The following is a 21,495-nucleotide window of genomic DNA, read 5'->3' as shown; positions in this document are numbered from 1 at the left end:
CGGCCGGTCTCTGAATTGTCCCCACCGGTCTGTCGGGGCGCGCACACCCTAGCCCCGTTAACCCTAAAGAATCGCTACCGCAAGCGGACCGTCCTTCCCTCACGGCATCGTTATTGAACCAAAGCTGGCGGCAATTTTGTGGCGAAAACGCGGCCGTCCGCCGCGTGCGGCGCGGCTCCTACAGGCTGCGGCCGATCGCCAGGTATTTCTCGCGGCGCTGCTCGCGGAAATCGGAATTGGAGCCGGCGAAATCGTGCAGCGTCCGGGCGATCTGGTCGCCGGTCGCGGCGATCACCTTTTCGGGCGCGCGATGCGCGCCGCCGAGCGGCTCGGCGATGATGCCGTCGATGACCTTCAGCTCCAGAAGGTCCTGGGCCGTGATCTTCATCGATGTCGCGGCATCCTTGGCGCGGGTCGAATCGTGCCACAGGATCGACGCAGCACCCTCCGGCGAGATCACCGAGTAGATCGAATGCTCGAGCATGTAGACGCGGTTCGCCGTTGCGATGGCGATCGCCCCGCCCGAGCCGCCCTCGCCGATGATGACGGAGAGCGACGGGATCTTGAGGCCGAGCGACGCCGAGGTCGAGCGTGCTATGGCCTCGGCCTGGCCGCGTTCTTCCGCGCCGATGCCGGGATAGGCACCGGCCGTGTCCACCAGGCTGATCAACGGCACGCCGAAACGGTCGGCGAGTTCCATGATACGCACAGCCTTGCGGTAGCCTTCGGGCTTGGCCATGCCGAAATTGTGCTTGAGCCGGCTCTTGGTGTCGGAGCCCTTCTCCTGGCCGATGACGGCAACCGGCTCGCCGCGGAAACGGGCGAAGCCGCCGACGATGGCGTGGTCGTCGCCGAAGGCGCGGTCGCCTGCCAGCGGCGTGAAGTCGGTGAACAGCGCATCGACATAGTCGAGGCAGTGCGGCCGGTCGGGATGGCGGGCGACCTGCGCCTTCTGCCAGGGATTGAGCTGCTTGTAGATGTCGCGCAGCGCGTCGCGGGAGCGCTTTTCCAGCCGCGCGACCTCGTCGCCGACATCCACCGCCTCGCCGCTCTCGGAGAGCTTCTTCAGCTCGATAATCTTGCCTTCGAGGTCGGCGACAGGTTTTTCGAAATCGAGGTAATTATACATTCGTGAGCGGACCAGGACGCGGGATACGGTTCGAAACGACGCCGGAATTGACGGGAAAATGGGCCCGGCGCCCGGAATGCTGCCCTCACATAACGATCCGAGGCCTAGTCGGCAAGCGGATGATGGTCCTGCACCAGCCTGACCAGCCGCTCCTCCAGGACATGGGTGTAGATCTGCGTGGTGGAGATGTCGGAATGGCCCAGCAGTTGCTGCACGGCACGCAGGTCGGCGCCGTTCTGCAGGAGATGGCTGGCGAAGGCGTGGCGGAGCACATGCGGCGAGACCTTCGCCGCCGCGATGCCGGTGCGCGCGGCGAGCCCCTTCAGTTCGCGCGCGAAGACCTGGCGCGGCAGATGGCCGCTCTCCGACGACGCCGGGAACAGCCAGGGGCTTTCGTCGAGGCGCGGCACGGCGGCGCGTTCGGCCGTCCAGGCGCGCATCGCCTCGCGCGCCGCCTTGGACAGCGGCACCATCCGCTCCTTGCCGCCCTTGCCGCGCACGATGAAGAAACGCTCGTCGCGCTGCGCCACGGAGGCGGGCAGCGATACCAGTTCCGAAACGCGCAGGCCCGTGGCGTAGAGCACCTCGACCAGCGCATGCAGCCGTTTCGCCGCGACCCGGGCCGCACCGCCCTCTGCCGGGTCGCGCGCTTCCGCCGCGGCCCGGTCGAGCAGGCGGCCCGTATCGGCCTCGCTCATCGTCTTGGGCAGGGGCCGGCCCTTGCGCGGCGCGTCGAGAGTGCCGGTCGGATCGTCGGCGCGAAGCCCTTCCGCATAGAGGAACTTGAAGAACTGGCGCAGCGCGGAGAGCTTTCGCGCCTGCGAGGTGGGTGCGAAGCCGCGCTCGGCGATACCGTCGAGATAGGCGCGGATGTCGGCGGCACCGGCGCCCGCCAGCCCTCCCGGCGCATCGGCCATGTGCTCGGCCGCATCGTCGAGGTCGCGCCGGTACGAGGCGAGCGTGTTGTCGGCCGCCCCGCGCTCGGCGCTCATCATCTCCAGGAAAGCCTCGATGCGGGCGGCGCTGCGCATCTCCTACTTCTTCGGATTGAGCTTGTCGGGCGGGATCCTGACGATCATCTCGCCCTGGTTCGGCTGGACGAAGGTGGCGAGCGCGAACATCGCGCCGTAGACGACGCCGGCGATCACGGCGAGGGTCATCAGCAACCGGAACAGTGTCGGCATCGGTCGATTCGCGCGCCTTTTACGATTCTGGTCCTTATCCGACGGGCACCGCGCCATTTCAAGGCGGCCGCGGCGCTTGACGCAACAGGCCTTTTCATGTCGATACGCGACCGGCAGGACGAGAGACGATGACGACCGAGCACATCCCGATGGAGCAGCGGCCGGACGAGGTGCTTCGGCGCCTGGGCAGCCGTTCGATTGTCTTCGTGGGGCTGATGGGCGCCGGCAAGACGGCGATCGGCCGCAGGGTGGCGAACGCACTCGGTCTTTCCTTCACCGACAGCGACCACGAGATCGAGACCGTCTCGCGCATGACGGTTCCCGAGCTTTTCGAGCGTTACGGCGAGGCCGAATTCCGCGCGCTGGAGCAGCGCGTGATCGCGCGCATCCTCGAAAGCGGACCGCAGGTCCTGTCGACCGGCGGCGGCGCCTATATGAACGAGCATACCCGCCAGGCCATCACCGAGCGCGGCGTGTCCGTCTGGCTGAAGGCCGACATCGACACGCTGATGGAACGGGTGTCCAAGAAGCAGAACCGTCCGCTGCTGAAGAACCCCGATCCGCGGGCCGTCATGCAGCGGCTGATGGCCGAGCGTTATCCGGTCTATGCCAGGGCCGACGTCACCGTGCCGACCCGCGACGAACGCAAGGAGGTCATCGCCGCCGAGGTGATCGCCGCTCTGTTCGCGGCACTGGACGGCGGGGCGCAGGCCGGGGTCCAGGCACCCCACGCCGCAAAGGAGATGCCATGAGCGAGCGGGTCACCGTCGGGCTGGGAGAGCGCAGCTACGACATATTGATCGGACCGGGCCTGATCGAGGCGGCAGGCGCCGAGATCGCCGCCCGGCTGCCCGGCATCCGCGCCGCGATCGTGACCGACGGGAACGTCGCGCCCGTGCATTTGGCAAGGCTGGAGGCGGGCCTCGCCGCCGGCGGCGTCCCGTCCGTTGCCCTGACGCTCGCGCCGGGCGAGAAGACCAAGAGCTTCGCCGCCCTGCAGGATGTCGTGGACGCCGTGCTGGCCGCGCGGCTCGAGCGCGGTGACGCAGTCGTCGCGCTCGGCGGCGGCGTGATCGGAGATCTTGCCGGCTTCGCGGCGGGCATTGTGCGGCGCGGCATGAATTTCGTGCAGATACCGACATCGCTGCTCGCCCAGGTCGATTCTTCGGTCGGCGGCAAGACCGGCATCAACAGCGCCCACGGCAAGAACCTCGTCGGCGTCTTCCACCAGCCTCGCCTCGTGCTGGCCGACACCGGCGTGCTGGATACGCTGCCGGCGCGGGAATTCCGGGCCGGCTACGCCGAAGTCGCCAAATACGGCCTTATCGACCGGCCGGATTTCTTCGCCTGGCTGGAAGCCAACTGGCGGGAGGTGTTTTCAGGCGGTCCCGCCCGCACGCGCGCGATCGCCGTGTCCTGCCAGGCCAAGGCCGATGTCGTGGCGCGCGACGAATTCGAGACCGGCGATCGCGCCTTGCTCAATCTCGGCCACACATTCGGCCATGCCCTGGAGGCCGCGACCGGCTATGACGGCGGGCGTCTCGTCCATGGCGAGGGCGTGGCGATCGGCATGGCGCTTGCGCACCGCTTCTCCGCGCGCCTCAATCTGGCGAGCCAGGACGACGCGGCCCGTGTGGAGGCTCATCTCCGGGCCGTCGGCCTGCCCTGGCGCATGGCCGACATCCCCGGCGAACTCCCCGATGCCGAAAGGCTGCTTGGCTACATCCAGCAGGACAAGAAGGTGTCGCGCGGCGCGCTGACCTTCATCCTCACCCGTGGCGTCGGCCGCTCCTTCATCGCCAGGGACGTGCCCGCCTCGGAGGTGCTTTCCTTCCTGAAGCAGAACCATCCGGGATGAGCCCGGAGCTTGTCGGCGCGCTGGCGGTGCTGGCCCTGGCGACGGCCGGTGCCCTGCTCCTGATCGCCCGCCGCAGGTTCGCGCCCGGCGCGGTGCCCGACAAGGCCGGTACCGCGGGCGCGCAGGAACGGCTCGAAGGCGCTCGGCGCGACGGTGCGACCGCGCCGGCCGGCGCCGGATGGCAGGCCGATCTGGCGGGTCTCGAGGTGTCGGACGTGATGGTGCACCGTATGAACATGCGCTCCGTCAATGTCGACGATCCCCGGGAGACGATCGTCCGCGAGATCCTGCAGAGCCCGCACACCCGCATGCCGCTGTGGCGCGGCTCGCTCGACGACATCGTCGGCGTCGTCCATGCCAAGGATCTGTTGCGCGCGCTCCATGACCTCGGCAACGACTTTTCGAAGCTCGACATCATGAAGGTGGCGTCCAAGCCCTGGTTCGTGCCCGACACGACCTCGCTGCAGGACCAGCTCAACGCCTTCCTGCGCCGCAAGGCGCATTTCGCGATCGTCGTCGACGAATATGGCGAGGTGCAGGGACTGGTCACGCTGGAGGACATTATCGAGGAGATCGTCGGCGAGATCGCCGACGAGCACGACGTCGACATGCAGGGCGTCAAGCAGGAGGCGGACGGCTCGATCGTGGTCGACGGTTCCGTGCCGATCCGCGACCTGAACCGCGCGCTTGGCTGGAACCTTCCCGATGACGAGGCCACCACGGTCGCCGGCCTCGTCATCCACGAGACGCAATCGATCCCCGAGGAGAAGCAGGCTTTCACCTTCCATGCCAAGCGCTTCATCGTGATGAAGCGCGAGAAGAACCGCATCACGCGGATCAGGATCAGGCCGGCCGAGCAGCAGTGACGGTTCATATGCCGGTCGTTGTTGCCGGCCACTTTCGAGCATGGCTTTGTATGTCCTTCGGAGGTGGACGATCATGACCGAGCATGTGTCGAAGTCGCAGTTCAAGGCGCGGGCATTGGAGTTCTTTCGCCGGGTCGAAACGACAGGGGAACCTGTCGTCATTACCGACCGCGGCCAGCCCAGGCTCGAGATACGCCGCTATTCCGCGCCGCGACGGGATTCGCTGGAGACCTTGCGTGGGACGGTGCTGCGCTACGACGCTCCCATGGAGCCAGTGGGCGACGATGTTTGGGAAGCCGGGACTTGATCATACCCGATCCCGCGTCGCGACGATCTGTCGTAACGGGTTTCGGCCGACCGTCGCGAACACTCCGGCATCACTCGACGGCTGACGCGCTTCCTTACCAGCGCGTCTTCTCTCCCGGCGCGGCCGGTTCGATCGCCAGCGCATGGACCCCAGCCTCGAGTTCGTCGGCCAGCAGCCCGTTGACGGCCCGATGGCGGTCGATGCGGCTCATGCCGGCAAAGGCCGGCGATACGATGCGCACCCGGAAATGCGTTTCGCCGGAGCCGTCGAAGGTAGCGTGGTGGCCCGAATCCGCGTGATGATGGCCGGCATGGAGATGGCTCTCGTTGATCACCGACAGCCTTTCGGGGCGGAAGGCCTCTGTCAGCTTGGCTTCCATCGTCGCCTGTATGGACATCACGCTATTCCTTCACCATATGTGGCTTGCCGCCGCGAAAATCTGAAAAAACTGCACCCGATGGCCGCGATTCAGCGGTTAGGGCGATTGCGTCGGAAATGTCAATTCTTGTCTCGCGGCCCCATCTTCCCATAAATGGAACCGATGACGTCCTATTCCAAATATTTCGACCGGATCCGCGTCCGGCCCGATCCGGAGGCGGAGCTGAAGTCGCGCGCGCCGCGCTGCCAGTGGGACGGCTGCGCGGAGGCCGGCACGCATCGCGCGCCGGTCGGGCGGCTGAAGGAGGGCGAGTATTTCCGCTTCTGCTTCGAGCATGTGCGCGAGTACAACAAGGGGTTCAACTACTTCTCCGGTCTCGCCGACTCCGAGATCGCGCGCTTCCAGAAGGAGGCGCTGACCGGTCACCGGCCGACATGGACGATGGGCATCAACGGCGCGGCGCGCTCCGCGCCCGATTTCGCGCAGCAGCGCTCGGGCCGCGCCGGCTACTACAACCGCATTCGCGACCCCTACAACCTGTTCAACGGCGGCCGGGACCATGACGGTCCGCGCGAGCGCAAGGCAAAACCGCTTGAGGCCAAGGCGCTCGAAACGCTCGGCCTTGATACAAAGGCGACTGGCGCGGACATCAAGTCCCGCTATAAGGAACTCGTGAAGCGCCACCATCCCGACGCGAATGGCGGTGACAGGGGTTCGGAAGATCGGTTCCGCGACGTGCTCCAAGCATATCGCGTGCTCAAACAAGCAGGTTTGTGTTGAGCGCAGGGTCTGATAAAGACCACCCCCGAAGAAAAGATGGGTTGCCGGCGAAGCGAAGACCTTCGCGCGTGGAGAAGTGATGAACAAGATGGATCGCGATATCGCCAACCTGCCCGACACGACGGTGTCGGTGAAGCAGGTCTTCGGCTTCGACTCCAGGATGGTGGTGCCGGCCTATTCGGTAGCGACCGAGCACGTGCCCGATGTCGACCCCGACTATCTGTTCGACGAGCAGACCACGCTCGCCATCCTCTCCGGCTTCGCCTTCAACCGCCGCGTGATGGTGTCGGGGTATCACGGCACCGGCAAGTCGACCCATATCGAGCAGGTCGCCTCGCGTCTCAACTGGCCCTGCGTGCGCGTCAATCTCGACAGCCATGTCAGTCGTATCGACCTCGTCGGCAAGGACGCGATCGTGGTCAAGGACGGCAAGCAGGTGACCGAGTTCCGCGACGGCATCCTGCCATGGGCCTATCAGCACAATGTCGCGCTCTGCTTCGACGAGTACGACGCCGGCCGGCCCGACGTGATGTTCGTCATCCAGCGCGTCCTGGAATCGTCGGGACGCCTCACGCTGCTCGACCAGAGCCGCGTCATCCGCCCGCATCCGGCCTTCCGCCTGTTCGCCACGGCCAACACGGTCGGCCTCGGCGACACGACGGGCCTCTATCACGGCACACAGCAGATCAACCAGGCGCAGATGGACCGCTGGTCGATCGTGACCACGCTGAACTATCTGCCGCACGATAACGAAGTCGCGATCATCCTGGCCAAGGCCAAGCACTACCGCAACGAAAAGGGCAAGGACATCGTCAACAAGATGGTGCGTGTGGCCGACATGACCCGCTCGGCCTTCATGAACGGCGATCTGTCGACCGTCATGAGCCCGCGTACCGTCATCACCTGGGCCGAGAACGCCGAGATCTTCGGCAGCGTCGGCATGGCGTTCCGGCTGACCTTCCTCAACAAATGCGACGAGCTCGAGCGCAACGTGGTCGCGGAATTCTATCAGCGCGCCTTCGGCGAGGAATTGCCGGAATCGGCGGCCAACGTGGTGCTCGGCTGAACCGGTAAGACCGATGGCGGGCCCCGGAGACAACACGCGCAACAAGCCGAAGAACGGCACCGACACGGACGCCTTCAAGCGCGCCGTGACGGTCACCATGCGCGCGATCGCCGGCGACAACGAGATGGAAATCGCCTTTGCGAAGGACCGGCCCGCTTTGGCCGGAAACCGGGCGCGGCTTCCCGAACTGCCGAAGAAGCCGTCTAAGACAGACATCGCCGTCACTCGCGGGCTCGGCGATTCCATGGCGCTGAAGCGCGCCTGCCACGACATGCGCATCCACACCCGCCTCGCTCCGGATGGAAAGCAGGCCCGCGCCATCTATGACGCTGTAGAGCAGGCGCGCTGCGAGGCGATCGGCAGCCGCGCCATGCAGGGTGTGGCCGACAATATCGGCATGATGCTGGAGGACAAATACGCCAAAGCCAATCTCGCCGACGTGCGTGATCAGGCCGACGCTCCGCTGGAAGAGGCGATCGCGCTCATCGTGCGCGAGAAGCTGACGGGCCGCGCCGTGCCGAAGAGCGGCGAGCGCATGGTCGGCCTCTGGCGCAACTGGGTCGAGGACAAGGCCGGCGCCGACATGGACGGCCTGGCCGACAAGCTGGACGACCAGCAGGCCTTTGCCCGCGTCGTGCGCGAGATGCTCGCCTCCATGGAGATGGCCGAAGAACTCGGCGACGACGAGGAGACCGAGGACGCCCAGGACGACAATGACGACCAGCCGCAGGGCGAGGAAAACAGCGAGAAGGGCGGCGAGGAGGACTCCGGATCGGACGAATCCCAATCCGACGACGCCGAAGCCTCCGCCGAGGAGCAGGAGACCGGAGAGACCGAGGCTTCGGACGCGACGGCCGACGACATGTCGGATGACGAGGATGCCGACGCAGAGACACCCGGCGAGGCCAAGCGCCCCGACAACCCCTTCGTCAACCTGCCCAAGGAGATCGACTACAAGGTCTTCACGTCAGCCTTCGACGAGACGGTGGGCGCGGAGGAGCTCTGCGACGAGGAGGAACTCGACCGGTTGCGCGCCTTCCTCGACAAGCAGCTCGCCAATCTGCAGGGCGTCGTCGGCCGCCTGGCCAACCGCCTGCAGCGCCGCCTGATGGCCCAGCAGAACCGGTCCTGGGACTTCGATCTCGAGGAAGGTTATCTCGATCCGGCACGCCTGGTGCGCGTGGTCATCGACCCGATGCAGCCGCTCTCCTTCAAGCAGGAGCGCGACACCAAGTTCCGCGACACGGTGGTGACGCTGGTGCTCGACAATTCGGGTTCCATGCGCGGCCGGCCGATCACGGTGGCGGCGACCTGTGCCGACATACTGGCCCGCACGCTGGAGCGCTGCGGCGTCGCGGTCGAGATTCTCGGCTTCACCACGCGCGCCTGGAAGGGCGGGCAGTCGCGCGAGAAATGGCTGAAGGACGGCAAGCCCGCCAATCCCGGCCGCCTCAACGACCTGCGCCACATCATCTACAAGAGCGCCGACACGCCGCTGAGGCGCGCCCGGCGCAATCTCGGCCTTATGATGCGCGAGGGGCTGCTGAAGGAGAACATCGACGGCGAGGCGCTGCTGTGGGCGCATAACCGCCTGATCGGCCGGCCCGAGCAGCGCAAGATCCTGATGATGATCTCGGACGGCGCGCCGGTCGACGATTCGACGCTGTCGGTCAATCCGGGCAACTATCTGGAACGTCATCTGCGCGCCGTCATCGAGCTGATAGAGACGCGCTCGCCGGTCGAGCTCCTGGCGATCGGCATCGGCCACGACGTCACGCGCTATTACCGGCGCGCCGTGACCATCGTCGACGCCGAGGAGCTTGCCGGGGCCATGACCGAGCAACTCGCCTCGCTGTTCGGCGAGGAATCGACCCGGGACACCCGCCGCAGCGGTTTGCGGCGGGCCGGATGAAGAAACCCTCCCTTTTCGTCGCGATCGCTCTGGGCTTGCTCGCGGCTGTGCCGCCGGCGACGGCCCGTGACAGGGCCGCGGTCGAGCAGCTGGAGGTGAGAGCCCGGCCGATCACCAACTTCCGCATCGGCCGCGACGATAAGCAGTTCGGCCCTTTCGAATTCGTCGGCGGGCTGGAGATGACCTCGTCCGGGCGTGACTTCGGCGCGCTGTCGTCGTTCCGCTTCCTCTCGCCAGGCGGCGACTTCGTCGGCGTCGCCGATACCGGCTTCTGGTTCTTCGGCATTGTGACCCGCGATGCGGACCGGCGCCCGACCGGCATCGGCCGCTTCACCATGCAGCAGATGGTCGACGCCGGCGGCAATCCGATCGGCGAGAAGTGGCTCGTCGACGCCGAGGGGCTCGATGTGACCGACGACGTCGCCACGGTCGGCTTCGAACGCAATCATCGCATCGCCCGGTTCCGCATCGATCGGGACGACATGAAGGCACCGTTCCGCGAGCTCGATCTCGTGGTGCCGAAGGTCGAGCTGCGCCGGAACAAGGGCTTCGAGACGGTCGCGCGCGCGCCTGCCGACGGTAATCTGCGCGGCAGCCTGATCGTCGTGTCGGAGCGCAGCATCGACAAGCAGGGCAACGTCTTCGCCGCCATCCTCGAAGGGCCCGGCAAAGGCGTCTTCACGATCCGGCGCCAAGACAATTTCGACATCACCGACGGTGCCTTCCTGCCGGACGGAGACCTGCTGCTCCTGGAGCGGCGCTTCACCATGGCCGACGGTGTCGCCATGCGGCTGCGCCGGATCAAGGGCGATACGATCGCCAAGGGCCAGATCGCCGACGGGCCGGTGCTGATGTCGGCCGACATGGGCTACCAGATCGACAATATGGAGGCGATGGACGTCTGGCGCCGCGACGACGGCGCGCTGATGGTGTCGCTGATGTCGGATGACAACCACTCCATGCTCCAGCGCAATCTCTACCTGGAGTTCCGCCTGCACGAGGATTGAGGCGTATTTTCCGCAAGGTCGGCTTTGCGGTGGCAGGGTTGCACTGCTACGTGGCGCCCCAGCATTTACCCCTCATCCGACCGCGCGGAGCCTGTCCTCGGGCTTGCCGGAGGCAAGACCCGTGGGCGCGGCCACCTTCTCCCACACCGGGAGAAGGCCGGAGCCTGGTTTTGCCGGCACTGCAAATCGTTAACGTCGACGACTGGCGGAAGCGTCGCCGCAGCGCTCCCTTCTCCCCTTGTGGGAGAAGGTGGCCGCGCGAAGCGCGGTCGGATGAGGGGTATGCCATGTTCCTGACTGGAAATACTGTCGCCGCAGCGACGCAGCCAACCGGCTGCCGCTACGCCGCCGCCAGACGCGCGCTCCAACGGGCCACGATCAGCCGGTAGGGAATAAGCGCAAAGACGGCGATGACGAGCTTCACGCCGAGATCGCCGAGCGCCCAGGAAACCCAGCGCTCGGCCTGCGCGCCGAACAGGCCGAGCAGCGGCGCCTGCTCCAGTGCGAAGGCGTCGTCGGGTCCGAAGAAGGCGAAGGTGGCCGAGAAGGCGATGCTGAAGAAGACGGCGGTGTCGACGACCGAGCCGGCCAGCGAGGCGAACACCGGAGCGCGCCACCAGCTCTGCCGCCGCAGACGATTGAACACGGTGACATCGAGAAGCTGGCCGACGAGGAAGGCGCTTCCGGAGGCGGCGGCAATGCGCACCAGGCGTCCCGCGGCCGTCTCGAATTCGATCAGCCCGTAGCGATAGAGCAGCGGCGGCACGACGATCGAGCAGAGCACCGCCGCAGCGAAGCCGACGAAGACGACGCGCCGCGCGATTGCCGGCCCGTACCGGCGGTTGGCGAGGTCGGTGACAAGGAACGCGAAAGGATAGGTGAAAGCGCCCCAGGTCAGGATGTCGGCGAGCGAGAGGACGCCAAGCTGCCCCTGTATGGGAAACTGCACAAGCACATTGGATGCCATGACGATGAGCGCCATAGCCGCCACGAATGGCAGGTACTTGGAAAAGAAAGACATTTTTTTATCCTGGGTGATGGAACCAGTGGAGCGGAACCACGAGAGGCGACTGCTCCGGAAGGCGGTCGTCCCCCGCCTTGGAACTTGCTATCAGGCGGCAGTCTGCTCGGCAAGCTTCTTCACGACCTGCTTCTTCAGAAGCCGGGCACGCTGGGAAAGCTCGGCCACATCGGCCTTCACGAGGAACGCGTCGAGACCGCCGCGATGCTCGACCGAACGCAGGGCGTTCGCCGAGATGCGCAGGCGCACATTCTGGTTCAGCGCTTCCGAGATAAGCGTCACATTGACGAGGTTAGGCAGGAAGCGGCGCCGCGTCTTGTTGTTGGCGTGGCTCACATTGTTGCCGGTCTGGACAGCCTTGCCGGTCAGTTCACAAGCGCGAGACATTTTCGTAACCTTCAATTCGTACCGGGCCAATTGTCCAAGCCGCACCAAACAGGGATCGGCGCGCGGGCTTGTCAGGCGGCCTTGAGGGAAAAGTTGGCGTTCCATAGTGGCATTTGACCGATGCGTCAAGCGCAAGCTTGGCGAAGCCTCGCGATTGCGGCGTTTCACAATGCCGTCGGAATTGGTCGCTAGCCAGTCCCCGAGGGATGTTTGACTGCGATCAGGAGCCGGACTTGTCTTTCACGCATCGCTCTTCCCAACCCGGCCGAATATGCGCCGCAAGCGCCCTGGCCGCGCTTGCCTGCGTCTGGCTGGCGGTTCCGGTCCATGCGGCGGCCAAGCAGCAGCCGCGTGCCTTCAAGGCGGACTACGCCGTCACGATCTACGGGCTGACGGTTGCGCGCTCCCAGTTCACGAGCCGCATCTCGCCCGACAGCTTCAAGCTGGAGGGCGCGATCTCCAGCGCCGGACTGGCCGTCATCTTCGACAATACCAGGGCCAGCACGGTTGCCACGGGTCGCTTCTCGAAGGACGCCACGCTGCCCGATGACTATTCGGTTTCCTATACATTCGGCAAGAAAATGAAGCGGACGACGCTGGCCTTCGCCGACGGCAAGGTGTCGAAGGTAATCAACGTGCCACCTCTGCAGAAGCGCGGCAAGGACTGGGTTCCGCTCGACGGCAAGGATCTCGTCGCCGTCACCGACCCGATCTCGGCCGTGCTGGTGCGCGCGCCTTCGCTCGGCCAGGTCTGCCGCCGGACCATAAAGGTCTTCGACGGCGAGCTTCGTGCCGATCTCCGGCTTTCCCCGGTCGGCACCGGACCGGTTGACATGGGCGTCTACAAAGGCGACGCGGCGGAGTGCAGCGGCAAATTCGTGCCGGTCGCCGGCTATCGGCCAGGCAACAAGTCGATCCGCTACCTGAGGGACCGCAGCGACATCCGCATCACATTTGCCCCGCTCGGCGAAACCGGCGTATATGCGCCGATCCACGCCACGGTGGGGACGCAGATCGGAACGGTCACGTTCCGCGCGCGGCAGATCGAAGCCATCGAGTAGCGCGCAGGGCGCGCCGGGAGGGGACCTTGGGGGGCGTTTCACCGGGAACGGCTGGCGGAGCCGGAGCATGATGCCGTTTTCAGGAGGCATCGAGGCGACGGCGAACGCCGCTCTGCTGCTGTCGATCGCAGCGGCGGTGCTCACCCTGTTCCAGGCCGAGCGGGAACCGAGCCTCCGCCGGTCGGCCGTGAAGACGCTTGCGGTGGCGCTTCTCGCCGTGATCTCCTCCGTCGAACACGGACCGTTGCTGCTGACCGGCGCCCTGGTGCTGAGCGCGGCCGGCGACGCCTTCCTGTCGCGTATCGGCGAGCGCGCCTTTCTGGCCGGGCTCGGCAGCTTCCTCGCCGCGCATGTCCTTTACATCCTGCTTTTCGCCATGTCGGGCGGCGGGGCCGGCATGCTGTTTTCCGATCTGTGGCGCCCGGTCCTGGCTGTAGCGATGGTTCTTCTGGCGGCGGCCATGGCGACGCTTCTTCTGCCGCGCGTCGAGCACGCGCTCAAAATGCCGATCGCGGTCTATGTCGCGGCCATCCTCGCCATGGGCCTCGCCGCGCTCACCACGCAGAGCCTCGCCGTCATTGCCGGAGCGATCCTGTTCATGGTCTCCGACGGCATATTGGCGACCGAGCGTTTCCTCACGGCCGGCACTTCTCCTGTGCGGCTGCCGATGCGCTATGCCGTCTGGATCACCTACTATGCCGCGCAGCTGTTGATTGCGCTGGGCATCTTGCTCGGCTGAGGCGACGAGGCCGGGGGCGGACGGTGAGCGATCGAGGGCGGCACCCGGATGCGCGGGACTTCATCCGGGAAAAGCTGCATATCGTGTCCCCGCCCCTTCTGCCCGAACTGAGACTCCATGCGGCCCATTCCGGCAGCGGCCTGTGGCGCCTTGCCGCGGGGCCGGACGCCGGTGCCGGCTCCGCACCGCCCTATTGGGCCTATCAATGGCCGGGCGGGATCGCGCTCGCCCGCTATCTGCTCGACATGCCCGAGATCGTGGCCGGCCTGTCCGTGCTCGACCTCGGCGCCGGATGCGGCGTCGTCGGCATCGCCGCCGCCAAGGCCGGCGCACGGCAGGTGACGGCCGCCGAAATCGATCGCAATGCCGTCGTCGCCCTCGGTCTCAATGCGATGCTGAACGAGGTCGACATCGCCACGCTTCCCGCAGACGTCATGGCCGGCCCGCCGCCTCCCGTCGATCTCGTGGCCGTCGGCGACCTCTTCTATGACAAGGCGCTGGCCAGGCGGGTGACGGCCTTCCTCGACCGCTGCCTCGCCGCGGGGATCGGCGTGCTTGTCGGAGATCCCGGACGGGTCCATCTGCCCCGGTCGCGGCTTCGGCTTCTGGCCGACTACGCCGTGCCCGATGTCGGCCAGGCGGGCGCCGGCGGATCGGGCGCCGTGTTCTCCTTCGGGCCGGCCTGAAGCATACCTCCCGAAATTGTGCAGCGGTCTCGGGAAAAATACATGCGCCGATCAAGAACCTGCAGCGCGTCAGAACACGTCCTTGCGCTTGCGGATCTCGGCGAAGACCTCGGCGTCGCTCGCTTTCTCCATGCCCAGGTTCTTGCGGATGACGGGGTCGTGGCAACGCAGGAACGGATTGGTCGCCAGTTCCAGGCCGATCGTGGTCGGCAGGGTCGGCTTGTCGGCGGCCCTTAGCTTGTTGACGTCGCCCGCCCGCTCGCGCAGCGCCGAATTGGTAGGGTCAATGGTCAGGGCGAACCGGGCATTGGCCTGGGTATATTCATGGCCGCAATAGACCGAGGTCTCCAGGGGCAGGGCGGCAAGCTTCTGGAGGGAGGCATGCATGACGGGCGGTTTGGCCTCGAACAGCCGGCCGCAGCCCAGGGCGAACAGCGTGTCGCCGGTGAAAGCGACCGCCGATTGCGGAAAATGATAGGAGACGTGGCCGGCGGTGTGGCCGGGCGTGGCGATCACGCGCACGGGCTGCCCGGCGAAGCGGATCTCCTGGCCGTCCGCGACGGTCTCGTCGATCCCGGGGATCTTCGACGCTTCGGCCGCCGGCCCGACTATCCTGAGCCCGAATTGCTGCTTCAGCACCAGATTCGCCTCGATATGATCGCCGTGATGATGCGTCGTCAGGATGACCGTCGGCTTCCAGCCGGTGCGGCGGATCGCCTCGAAGATCGCCCGCTCCTCGGGAGCGTCGATCAGCGCCGTCTCACCGCTTTTCGGATCGTGCAGCAACACCCCGAAATTGTCGCTCCGGCACATGAATTGGTCGATCTCAAGGGACATCGCATTTCTCCTTTGCGGGCCGGACGATAGGAGCCACACCCTCGTCTGTCACCACTTTCTTGAAACATGCCGTGGGGGCCGCTACCGTCGCCCGGGATGAACTCTGATATCGTCGATCTCCGCTCCTTCTATGCGTCGGTGCTCGGCAGGCTGGCCGAGCAGTCGATCGCCGCCGCGCTGTCGGCGATCTGGGACAAGCTGCCCGGCGAACGGCTGGTCGGCCTCGGCTATACCTTGCCCTGGCTCGATCGTTTCGGGCCCGACGCAGAGCGCGTCTTCGCCTTCATGCCGGCGACCCAAGGCGCGGTGAAATGGCCGCCGGCCGGCCCCTCGGCGACGGCCCTGGTGTTCGACGAGGAACTGCCGCTGGTCGATTCGTCCGTCGACCGCATGCTGCTGGTCCATTCGCTCGAGCATGCAGAGAGCCCACGAGAAACGCTGAAGGAGATCTGGCGCGTGCTGGCGCCCGCCGGCCAGGTCGTCATCGTCGTGCCCAACCGGCGCGGCATCTGGGCCCGCTTCGAACATACGCCCTTCGGCACCGGCCGACCCTTCTCGCGCACCCAGTTGAGCGACCTTCTGCGGGAAGCCAACTTCACGCCGGCAGCGTGGTCGGACGCCCTGCATTTCCCGCCGTCGCTGCGCCGCTTCGTGATGCGTTCGCACAACCTGCTGGAGCGGTCGGGACGTCGCTTCTGGCCGATCTTCTCGGGCGTGATCATCGTGGCGGCACAGAAACGCCTCTATCAGGGCCTGCCGGTGGCGCAACGTGCCTCGCGACGGGTCTTCGTACCGGTACTCACCCCACAGGGCGCGGGGCGGATCGCCTGACGCGGCCCGGCCGGCGCAGGCCGGCCGGGTCAAATATGGATCGTTGCCGGCCTCGAGGGTGGCGGTCCGAAGATCTATGCCAGTTGCTGCGCAACCCGCATTGAAAGGACCGTTCCGATGACGGCTCAGACCGAGACCGCTTCCCGGGCACCGGGGGCCGCAACCGACGGAGGCAGCCTCGGGGCCCAGCTCGGCCTCATGTTGCGCGCCTTCATCACATCGCCGCTGCGCAACGTGATCCTGGTCATGGCTGCGACCAGCCTGGCGGTGATCGTGGCCACCGCCTTCGGCCAGATCCTTCTCAATCGTTGGAACCAGCCGTTCTACGACGCGATCGAACGGCGCAACCTCCCGGATTTCCTCTACCAGCTTCAGGTTTTCGCGATGATCGCGGCCGGCCTGCTGGCGCTCAACATCGCCCAGCAATGGCTGAATCAGATGGTGCGGCTGAAGCTGCGCGAAGGGCTGACCCTCGATTTGATCGGCGAATGGATGCGGCCGCGCCGTGCCTTCCGGCTCGCCAATGCCGGCGCCATCGGCGTCAACCCAGACCAGAGGATGCAGCAGGACGCCGGCCACTTGGCCGACCTGTCGACCGATCTCGGCTTCGGGCTGCTGCAGTCGTCGGTGCTTCTCGCCTCCTTCGTCGGCGTGTTGTGGTCGCTGTCGGCCGACTTCGTCTTCCATGTCGGCGGCAAATCCCTCGAAATTCCCGGCTACATGGTCTGGGCCGCGATCCTCTATGCCGGCTCCGCCTCGGCCCTCAGCTGGCTCGTGGGACGACCGCTGATCGGCCTCAATAGCGATCGCTATGCACGCGAGGCCGATCTGCGCTTCTCGATGATGCGCGTCAACGAGAACATCGACGCGATTTCGCTGGCCGGCGGCGAAGCAGGCGAGCGGCGGCGGCTCGAATTCGACCTGGCGTCGCTGCTCGCCGCGATCCGCGGCATCTTCCGCGCCCAGATCCGCCTCGCCTGGGTGACCGACGGTTATGGCTGGTTCACGGTGGTCGCCCCCATCCTGGTGGCCGCGCCCGTCTATTTCGCGGGCGATCTGAGCTTCGGAGGCCTGATGATGGCCGTCGGCGCCTTCAACCAGGTGCATTCTTCCCTGCGCTGGTTCATCAACAATATCGGTGCCATTGCCGATTGGCGCGCCACGCTTCTGCGTGTTGCCGTGTTCCGCTCCGCCCTGATCGAGGCCGACGTCCTGCACGATGCGGAGAAGCGCCTCGAGTTCGCGACCAACGACGAGGACAAGCTGACCTTCGACGAACTCGAGATCGCCGCGCCCGGCGGCTGCACCAAGCTCGCCGAACCCCATATCGAGATCGGCGCCGGCGAGCACGTGGCCATCGGCGGCGATCCGCGCGCCGGCAAGACATTGTTCTTCCGGGCGATCGCCGGACTCTGGCCATGGGGCAGCGGGCGGGTCGGTCTGCCGAGCGGCGGGTCCATCGCCTTCGTGCCCAGGACGCCCTATTTTCCACCCGGCAAACTGCGCGACGTGCTTTCCTATCCGCAGGCCGATGGAACCTTCGAGGACGCGGAGATGAAGGCGGCGCTGGCACGCCTCGGGCTCGACCGGCTCGCCGGATCGCTGGACCAGGCGGCGCGCTGGGAGCGGATGCTGAGCGAGGACGAACAGCGCCTGCTGGCGCTGGCCAGGATCAGGCTGCAACGTCCGCGCTGGGTGATCCTCGACGAAGTGCTCGACACGATGGGCGGCGACACGCTGAAGCGTGCGCTCTCGCTGTTCCGTGACGATCTGCGCGAGACCGCGGTCGTCAGCGTCGGCAACGTCCACCGCAACGGCGACTTCTTCTCGCGCGTGGAGCATCTCGTCAAGGATACCGAGGGGCGCAGGCTCAGGACGGTGCGCTTCGGCGACGACGAGCGCCTGAGGACGGCGATGAAGGCACACGAGGAGGCCCGACCGACGGGGACCTGAACGCCGAACGACGCGAGCGATGCGATCCGGACGTGGTTGCGCGCGAGGACTTTTTCTCGACACCGGGCGCTTTGCTTTGTATCAGCCTGCCGACCCGCAGGTTCCTAGACCCCGAAAGCCGCTTCCGATGGATGAGAATTCGCCTGGCGTCCGCCCCGTGCCGAGACAGGGCATCATGGACATCGCCGCCTATGTGCCCGGCAAGAGCAATGCGCCCGGCGTCGCGAAGATCCACAAGCTCTCGTCCAACGAGAACCCGCTCGGCGCTTCGCCCGCGGCCAAGGAGGCGGTGAGGCGCGTCGCCGAGAAGATGGAGTTCTATCCGGACGGCTCCGCCGCAAGGCTGCGCCAGGCAATAGCCGAGCGGCATGCGCTCAATCCGGAGAACATCATCTGCTCCAACGGCTCGGACGAGGTCATCGGGCTCTTGACGCAGACCTATCTCGGCCCCGGCGACGAAGGCATTTTCACCGAGCACGGCTTCCTGGTCTACAAGATCTATATCCAGGCGGCGGGCGGCGTGCCGGTCATTGCGAAAGAGACCGACCGGACGGCCGATGTCGACGCCATCCTCGCCGCGGTCACGCCGCGCACCAGGATCGTCTTCATCGCCAATCCCAACAACCCGACGGGCACTTACCTCCCCTTCGGCGAGATCAGGCGCCTGCATGCGGGCCTGCCCAGATCCGTATTGCTCGTGCTCGACGCGGCCTATGCCGAATATGTGCGCAAGAACGACTATGAGGCCGGCGTCGAGCTGGTCTCGTCGGCCGAGAATGTGGTGATGACCCGCACCTTCTCCAAGATCCACGGGCTTGGCGGCCTGCGCGTCGGCTGGGCCTACGGGCCCTCCCATGTGATCGACGCGCTCAACCGGGTGCGCGGCCCCTTCAATGTCAATGCCGCCGCGATCGAGGCGGGTATCGCGGCGATGGGCGACCGCGCCCATGTCGAGCGCACCGTGCTGCACAACGAAAAATGGCTGAACTGGCTCAGCGAGGAACTGCCCAGGCTCGGACTGTCGGTGACGCCGAGCGTCGGCAATTTCGTGCTCATCCATTTCCCCGAGGACGGCCGGCATTCGGCTGCGGCGGCCGACGACTATCTGTCGGCGCGCGGCTACATCTTGCGCCGCGTCGCGGCCTATGGCTTCCCCAACGCGCTGCGCATGACCGTGGGCAGCGAGGAAGCCAATCGCGGCGTGGTCGCCTCTCTCGCCGAATTCCTGAAAGCGTGACGACATGACGATACCCCTCTTCGAAAAGGTCGCCTTGATAGGCATCGGCCTCATCGGCTCCTCGCTGGCACGCGTGATCCGCCGCGAGCAGATCGCCAGCCACATCGCCATCGCCACGCGAAGCGCCGGCACGCTGGCGCGCGCCGAGGAGCTGAAGCTCGGCGATTCCTATTCGACCGACCTCGCCGAAGCGGTGCGGGACGCCGACCTGGTGATCGTCTCCGTGCCGGTCGGCTCTTCGGGCGCGGTCGCGGAAGCGATCGCTCCGGCCCTGAGGAACGGCGCCATCATCACCGATGTCGGCTCGACCAAAGCGTCCGTGATCGCGCAGATGGCGCCGCACATTCCGGCCGGCGTCCATTTCATCCCCGGCCATCCGCTCGCCGGCACGGAGAAATCGGGACCGGACGCCGGCTTCGCCGACCTCTTCGACAATCGCTGGTGCATCTTCACGCCGCTGCCCGGTACCGACGCGGAAGCACTGGAGAAACTCTCCAGTTTCTGGCGGCGTTGCGGCTCCAACATCGACACGATGGATCCGGCCCATCACGACATGACGCTCGCCATCGTCTCCCACCTGCCGCACATCATCGCCTACAACATCGTCGGCACGGCCGACGACCTGGAGACGGTGACCAAGTCGGAAGTGATCAAATACTCGGCGTCGGGTTTCCGCGACTTCACCCGCCTCGCCGCATCGGACCCGACCATGTGGCGCGACGTCTGCCTGCACAACAAGGATGCGATCCTGGAAATGCTGGCGCGTTTCTCGGAGGACCTCGCCTCCCTGCAGCGGGCGATCCGCTGGGGCGACGGCGAGAAGCTGTTCGACCTCTTCACCCGCACCCGCGCCATCCGGCGTTCGATCATCCAGGCCGGCCAGGAAATCGACGCACCCGACTTCGGCCGTCAGGCGATCGAGCATCCGGCGAAGGCGTAGGTCGGCGTTACGCTCGTCTCGGCTTCGCGGGATTACCCCTCATCCGACCTCGCTTCGCGAGGCCACCTTCTCCCACAGGGGGCCCACAGGGGGAGAAGGGAACGCTTGCAGCAACGTCTCGGCCAGTCGCAAACGCTGGCGATTTGCAGCGCCGGCTAAACTGGACTCCAGCCTTCTCCCCCTGTGGGAGGAGGTGGCCTCGCGAAGCGAGGTCGGATGAGGGGTAATGCAACGCGACGACAGCTGACTGTCTTCGCTTGAACCTATGATCACCGCGCCACTGGCGGCAGGTCGCCGAGCGGGATGAAGCCGAGCGTCGCCTTGCCCCTGACGATCCTGAGCGGCAGGGACGGCTCGCGACCGAGCAGAGCGAGGCCGGCCATGGCCGATTCGATCTGGGACCTGGCTTCCGGAAAGGCGCCGACAAGCAGGGCCGAGACGGCCGGAGGGTTGCGCAGCCTGATCGTCAGCGAGGCGTCGATCAGTCCGTCCGCCGCCACCGAGATCGGTCCGCTCACCGACACGCCACCTTCGCCCGACGAGAGATCGAGATTGCGGATTTCGGCCGAGCGCCCACGCAGGCCTCGCGCGCCGGACCGGATCAGCGCGACGCCGTCCTTGAGTGTGACATCGCCGCTGCCGTTGAGCATCGGCAAGGTGCGGCCGCCGGCGATCCCTGGGTCGATCTCCAGCTCCGTGAAATTCCCGGCCCAGTCCACATCGGTCCCGTTCGGCCGCAGATGCATCTCCGCCTTGCCCGCGCTGAACAGCGACACAGGATCGCCCTCCTCGGGATCGGTCATTCCGGACAGGCCGTCGGTCGCGACCGAGACACGTTCCGGCAATGGGGTTGCTATCCTCACGCTGGCGCGCAGGCTGTCCCAGTCGAGCCAGAGCGGCGCGATGCCGGGCGCCGACACACGGAGCGGGCCGTCAAGCTCGGCCACGGCCTTGCTCGGCTGGTAGACCTGGGCGGCCGAGCGCAGGCTGCCGGCAGCCGCGAACAGGCTCCGGCCGCCGTCCTCGTAGCCCAGGCTGTCGCAATAGAGGCCGATGCGGAACGGGAAGCCGCGCACGTTGAGATTGGCGCATTCAGCTGTCACGCCGTCCTTGTTGAGGTCCGCTACGGCCCTTGCGGCCTCCGCCTCCAGCCGGTCCGCCATATAGAACCAGCCGGCGCTGTAACCGCCGAACAGCACCACCACGAACACGGCCAACCACATTATGCGCCTGGAGTAGCTCGGCTTCTTCGTATCGCTTGACGTCATGTGGCGGCTCTCGCTAACCGTTGGCTTGCGTGCCCCGCGCTTCCGGA

The 21,495-nt window shown here is 66.3% G+C and carries 23 protein-coding genes; 15 read left to right on the top strand and 8 right to left on the bottom strand.

Translation table 11 applies throughout. From position 1 onward, the window contains the following. Positions 1–178: 178 nt before the first annotated feature. The 3 genes from JN280_RS07860 to JN280_RS07850 all read right to left on the bottom strand — a co-directional run bounded on the left by JN280_RS07860 (position 179) and on the right by JN280_RS07850 (position 2,313). Positions 179–1,129 (bottom strand): acetyl-CoA carboxylase carboxyltransferase subunit alpha, encoded by a 951-nt coding sequence (locus JN280_RS07860; RefSeq protein ID WP_202311244.1) that lies wholly within the window; start codon positions 1,127–1,129, stop codon positions 179–181. 104 nt (positions 1,130–1,233) lie between these two features. After that, positions 1,234–2,160, bottom strand: coding sequence for a site-specific tyrosine recombinase XerD (locus JN280_RS07855; RefSeq protein WP_202311243.1), 927 nt, complete (start codon positions 2,158–2,160; stop codon positions 1,234–1,236). Between the two features lie 3 nt (positions 2,161–2,163). Continuing rightward, positions 2,164–2,313, bottom strand: coding sequence for a histidine kinase (locus JN280_RS07850; RefSeq protein WP_202311242.1), 150 nt, complete (start codon positions 2,311–2,313; stop codon positions 2,164–2,166). 128 nt (positions 2,314–2,441) lie between these two features. On the opposite strand from JN280_RS07850, the gene JN280_RS07845 reads away from it, so the two are divergent. The 4 genes from JN280_RS07845 (at position 2,442) to JN280_RS07830 (ending at position 5,344) form a co-directional block, all read left to right on the top strand. Next, positions 2,442–3,065: a shikimate kinase gene (locus JN280_RS07845; RefSeq protein ID WP_202311241.1), complete on the top strand. Its 624-nt coding sequence runs from the start codon at positions 2,442–2,444 to the stop codon at positions 3,063–3,065. Next, positions 3,062–4,171, top strand: coding sequence for a 3-dehydroquinate synthase (gene aroB, locus JN280_RS07840; protein ID WP_202311240.1), 1,110 nt, complete (start codon positions 3,062–3,064; stop codon positions 4,169–4,171). The genes JN280_RS07845 and aroB overlap by 4 nt, the downstream gene beginning before the upstream one ends. Continuing rightward, the gene (locus JN280_RS07835) at positions 4,168–5,037 is read left to right on the top strand and encodes a transporter associated domain-containing protein (protein WP_202311239.1); all 870 of its coding nucleotides are present in this window, start codon (positions 4,168–4,170) and stop codon (positions 5,035–5,037) included. The genes aroB and JN280_RS07835 overlap by 4 nt, the downstream gene beginning before the upstream one ends. 73 nt (positions 5,038–5,110) lie before the next feature. After that, the gene (locus JN280_RS07830; RefSeq protein WP_202311238.1) at positions 5,111–5,344 is read left to right on the top strand and encodes a type II toxin-antitoxin system Phd/YefM family antitoxin; all 234 of its coding nucleotides are present in this window, start codon (positions 5,111–5,113) and stop codon (positions 5,342–5,344) included. A 94-nt stretch (positions 5,345–5,438) separates the two neighbouring features. Here the strand turns inward: JN280_RS07830 and JN280_RS07825 are convergent, their stop codons facing one another. Continuing rightward, complete coding sequence (locus JN280_RS07825; RefSeq protein WP_202311236.1) at positions 5,439–5,741, bottom strand: BolA family protein; 303 nt, start codon at positions 5,739–5,741, stop codon at positions 5,439–5,441. A 144-nt stretch (positions 5,742–5,885) separates the two neighbouring features. Between JN280_RS07825 and JN280_RS07820 the strand changes: the two genes are divergently transcribed. The 4 genes from JN280_RS07820 to JN280_RS07805 all read left to right on the top strand — a co-directional run bounded on the left by JN280_RS07820 (position 5,886) and on the right by JN280_RS07805 (position 10,488). Continuing rightward, complete coding sequence (locus JN280_RS07820; protein ID WP_202311234.1) at positions 5,886–6,503, top strand: J domain-containing protein; 618 nt, start codon at positions 5,886–5,888, stop codon at positions 6,501–6,503. A gap of 79 nt (positions 6,504–6,582) precedes the next feature. Continuing rightward, positions 6,583–7,569, top strand: coding sequence for a cobaltochelatase subunit CobS (cobS, locus tag JN280_RS07815; RefSeq protein ID WP_202311231.1), 987 nt, complete (start codon positions 6,583–6,585; stop codon positions 7,567–7,569). A gap of 13 nt (positions 7,570–7,582) precedes the next feature. After that, entirely contained in the window at positions 7,583–9,481 is a 1,899-nt protein-coding gene (gene cobT / locus JN280_RS07810; protein ID WP_202311229.1) for a cobaltochelatase subunit CobT, read from the top strand. Beyond that, entirely contained in the window at positions 9,478–10,488 is a 1,011-nt protein-coding gene (locus tag JN280_RS07805) for an esterase-like activity of phytase family protein (protein WP_202311227.1), read from the top strand. Before cobT ends, JN280_RS07805 begins: the two co-directional genes overlap by 4 nt. A 340-nt stretch (positions 10,489–10,828) precedes the next feature. On the opposite strand, the gene JN280_RS07800 is transcribed toward JN280_RS07805, so the two are convergent. Together JN280_RS07800 and rpmB are read right to left on the bottom strand one after the other, a co-directional pair. Further along, complete coding sequence (locus JN280_RS07800) at positions 10,829–11,509, bottom strand: queuosine precursor transporter (protein WP_202311225.1); 681 nt, start codon at positions 11,507–11,509, stop codon at positions 10,829–10,831. Positions 11,510–11,599: 90 nt separating this feature from the next. Continuing rightward, a complete protein-coding gene (rpmB, locus tag JN280_RS07795; protein ID WP_202311224.1) occupies positions 11,600–11,896 on the bottom strand; it encodes a 50S ribosomal protein L28 in 297 nt (98 codons plus the stop codon). A 233-nt stretch (positions 11,897–12,129) separates the two neighbouring features. On the opposite strand from rpmB, the gene JN280_RS07790 reads away from it, so the two are divergent. The 3 genes from JN280_RS07790 to JN280_RS07780 all read left to right on the top strand — a co-directional run bounded on the left by JN280_RS07790 (position 12,130) and on the right by JN280_RS07780 (position 14,382). Beyond that, positions 12,130–12,957, top strand: a complete 828-nt coding sequence (locus JN280_RS07790) for a DUF3108 domain-containing protein (RefSeq protein ID WP_244743088.1) — start codon at positions 12,130–12,132, stop codon at positions 12,955–12,957. A gap of 67 nt (positions 12,958–13,024) precedes the next feature. Further along, positions 13,025–13,696, top strand: a complete 672-nt coding sequence (locus JN280_RS07785; protein ID WP_202311222.1) for a lysoplasmalogenase — start codon at positions 13,025–13,027, stop codon at positions 13,694–13,696. Positions 13,697–13,779: 83 nt separating this feature from the next. Further along, positions 13,780–14,382, top strand: a complete 603-nt coding sequence (locus JN280_RS07780) for a class I SAM-dependent methyltransferase (protein WP_342216172.1) — start codon at positions 13,780–13,782, stop codon at positions 14,380–14,382. A 69-nt stretch (positions 14,383–14,451) separates the two neighbouring features. Here JN280_RS07780 and gloB read toward each other — a convergent pair whose 3' ends face one another. Then, a complete protein-coding gene (gene gloB / locus JN280_RS07775) occupies positions 14,452–15,219 on the bottom strand; it encodes a hydroxyacylglutathione hydrolase (RefSeq protein WP_202311220.1) in 768 nt (255 codons plus the stop codon). A gap of 96 nt (positions 15,220–15,315) precedes the next feature. Between gloB and JN280_RS07770 the strand changes: the two genes are divergently transcribed. The 4 genes from JN280_RS07770 (at position 15,316) to JN280_RS07755 (ending at position 20,180) form a co-directional block, all read left to right on the top strand. Further along, complete coding sequence (locus JN280_RS07770) at positions 15,316–16,050, top strand: class I SAM-dependent methyltransferase (RefSeq protein ID WP_202311219.1); 735 nt, start codon at positions 15,316–15,318, stop codon at positions 16,048–16,050. 117 nt (positions 16,051–16,167) lie between these two features. Further along, positions 16,168–18,003, top strand: a complete 1,836-nt coding sequence (locus JN280_RS07765; RefSeq protein WP_202311218.1) for an ABC transporter ATP-binding protein/permease — start codon at positions 16,168–16,170, stop codon at positions 18,001–18,003. Positions 18,004–18,130: 127 nt separating this feature from the next. Next, positions 18,131–19,240: a histidinol-phosphate transaminase gene (gene hisC / locus JN280_RS07760; RefSeq protein ID WP_202311217.1), complete on the top strand. Its 1,110-nt coding sequence runs from the start codon at positions 18,131–18,133 to the stop codon at positions 19,238–19,240. A 4-nt stretch (positions 19,241–19,244) separates the two neighbouring features. Beyond that, positions 19,245–20,180 (top strand): prephenate/arogenate dehydrogenase family protein, encoded by a 936-nt coding sequence (locus tag JN280_RS07755; protein ID WP_202311216.1) that lies wholly within the window; start codon positions 19,245–19,247, stop codon positions 20,178–20,180. A gap of 269 nt (positions 20,181–20,449) precedes the next feature. Here the strand turns inward: JN280_RS07755 and JN280_RS07750 are convergent, their stop codons facing one another. After that, the gene (locus JN280_RS07750; protein ID WP_202311214.1) at positions 20,450–21,448 is read right to left on the bottom strand and encodes a DUF2125 domain-containing protein; all 999 of its coding nucleotides are present in this window, start codon (positions 21,446–21,448) and stop codon (positions 20,450–20,452) included. Between the last annotated feature and the right edge of the window lie 47 nt (positions 21,449–21,495).

Origin of the sequence: Mesorhizobium sp. L-8-10, from assembly GCF_016756635.1 — a bacterium.
Lineage (GTDB): Bacteria > Pseudomonadota > Alphaproteobacteria > Rhizobiales > Rhizobiaceae.
This window is presented reverse-complemented; position numbering and strand designations above follow the sequence as displayed.

Excerpts from the sequence above, each read along its gene's own strand:
- JN280_RS07850 (WP_202311242.1), bottom strand. The coding sequence starts at position 2,313 with ATGCCGACACTGTTCCGGTTGCTGATGACCCTCGCCGTGATCGCCGGC.
- JN280_RS07750 (WP_202311214.1), bottom strand. The coding sequence starts at position 21,448 with ATGACGTCAAGCGATACGAAGAAGCCGAGCTACTCCAGGCGCATAATG.
- JN280_RS07845 (WP_202311241.1), top strand. The coding sequence starts at position 2,442 with ATGACGACCGAGCACATCCCGATGGAGCAGCGGCCGGACGAGGTGCTT.
- JN280_RS07805 (WP_202311227.1), top strand. The coding sequence starts at position 9,478 with ATGAAGAAACCCTCCCTTTTCGTCGCGATCGCTCTGGGCTTGCTCGCG.
- JN280_RS07820 (WP_202311234.1), top strand. The coding sequence starts at position 5,886 with ATGACGTCCTATTCCAAATATTTCGACCGGATCCGCGTCCGGCCCGAT.
- JN280_RS07755 (WP_202311216.1), top strand. The coding sequence starts at position 19,245 with ATGACGATACCCCTCTTCGAAAAGGTCGCCTTGATAGGCATCGGCCTC.
- JN280_RS07770 (WP_202311219.1), top strand. The coding sequence starts at position 15,316 with ATGAACTCTGATATCGTCGATCTCCGCTCCTTCTATGCGTCGGTGCTC.
- JN280_RS07825 (WP_202311236.1), bottom strand. The coding sequence starts at position 5,741 with ATGTCCATACAGGCGACGATGGAAGCCAAGCTGACAGAGGCCTTCCGC.
- aroB (WP_202311240.1), top strand. The coding sequence starts at position 3,062 with ATGAGCGAGCGGGTCACCGTCGGGCTGGGAGAGCGCAGCTACGACATA.
- JN280_RS07785 (WP_202311222.1), top strand. The coding sequence starts at position 13,025 with ATGATGCCGTTTTCAGGAGGCATCGAGGCGACGGCGAACGCCGCTCTG.
- JN280_RS07835 (WP_202311239.1), top strand. The coding sequence starts at position 4,168 with ATGAGCCCGGAGCTTGTCGGCGCGCTGGCGGTGCTGGCCCTGGCGACG.
- rpmB (WP_202311224.1), bottom strand. The coding sequence starts at position 11,896 with ATGTCTCGCGCTTGTGAACTGACCGGCAAGGCTGTCCAGACCGGCAAC.
- cobT (WP_202311229.1), top strand. The coding sequence starts at position 7,583 with ATGGCGGGCCCCGGAGACAACACGCGCAACAAGCCGAAGAACGGCACC.
- JN280_RS07830 (WP_202311238.1), top strand. The coding sequence starts at position 5,111 with ATGACCGAGCATGTGTCGAAGTCGCAGTTCAAGGCGCGGGCATTGGAG.
- JN280_RS07860 (WP_202311244.1), bottom strand. The coding sequence starts at position 1,129 with ATGTATAATTACCTCGATTTCGAAAAACCTGTCGCCGACCTCGAAGGC.
- JN280_RS07765 (WP_202311218.1), top strand. The coding sequence starts at position 16,168 with ATGACGGCTCAGACCGAGACCGCTTCCCGGGCACCGGGGGCCGCAACC.
- gloB (WP_202311220.1), bottom strand. The coding sequence starts at position 15,219 with ATGTCCCTTGAGATCGACCAATTCATGTGCCGGAGCGACAATTTCGGG.
- hisC (WP_202311217.1), top strand. The coding sequence starts at position 18,131 with ATGGATGAGAATTCGCCTGGCGTCCGCCCCGTGCCGAGACAGGGCATC.
- JN280_RS07800 (WP_202311225.1), bottom strand. The coding sequence starts at position 11,509 with ATGTCTTTCTTTTCCAAGTACCTGCCATTCGTGGCGGCTATGGCGCTC.
- JN280_RS07855 (WP_202311243.1), bottom strand. The coding sequence starts at position 2,160 with ATGCGCAGCGCCGCCCGCATCGAGGCTTTCCTGGAGATGATGAGCGCC.
- cobS (WP_202311231.1), top strand. The coding sequence starts at position 6,583 with ATGAACAAGATGGATCGCGATATCGCCAACCTGCCCGACACGACGGTG.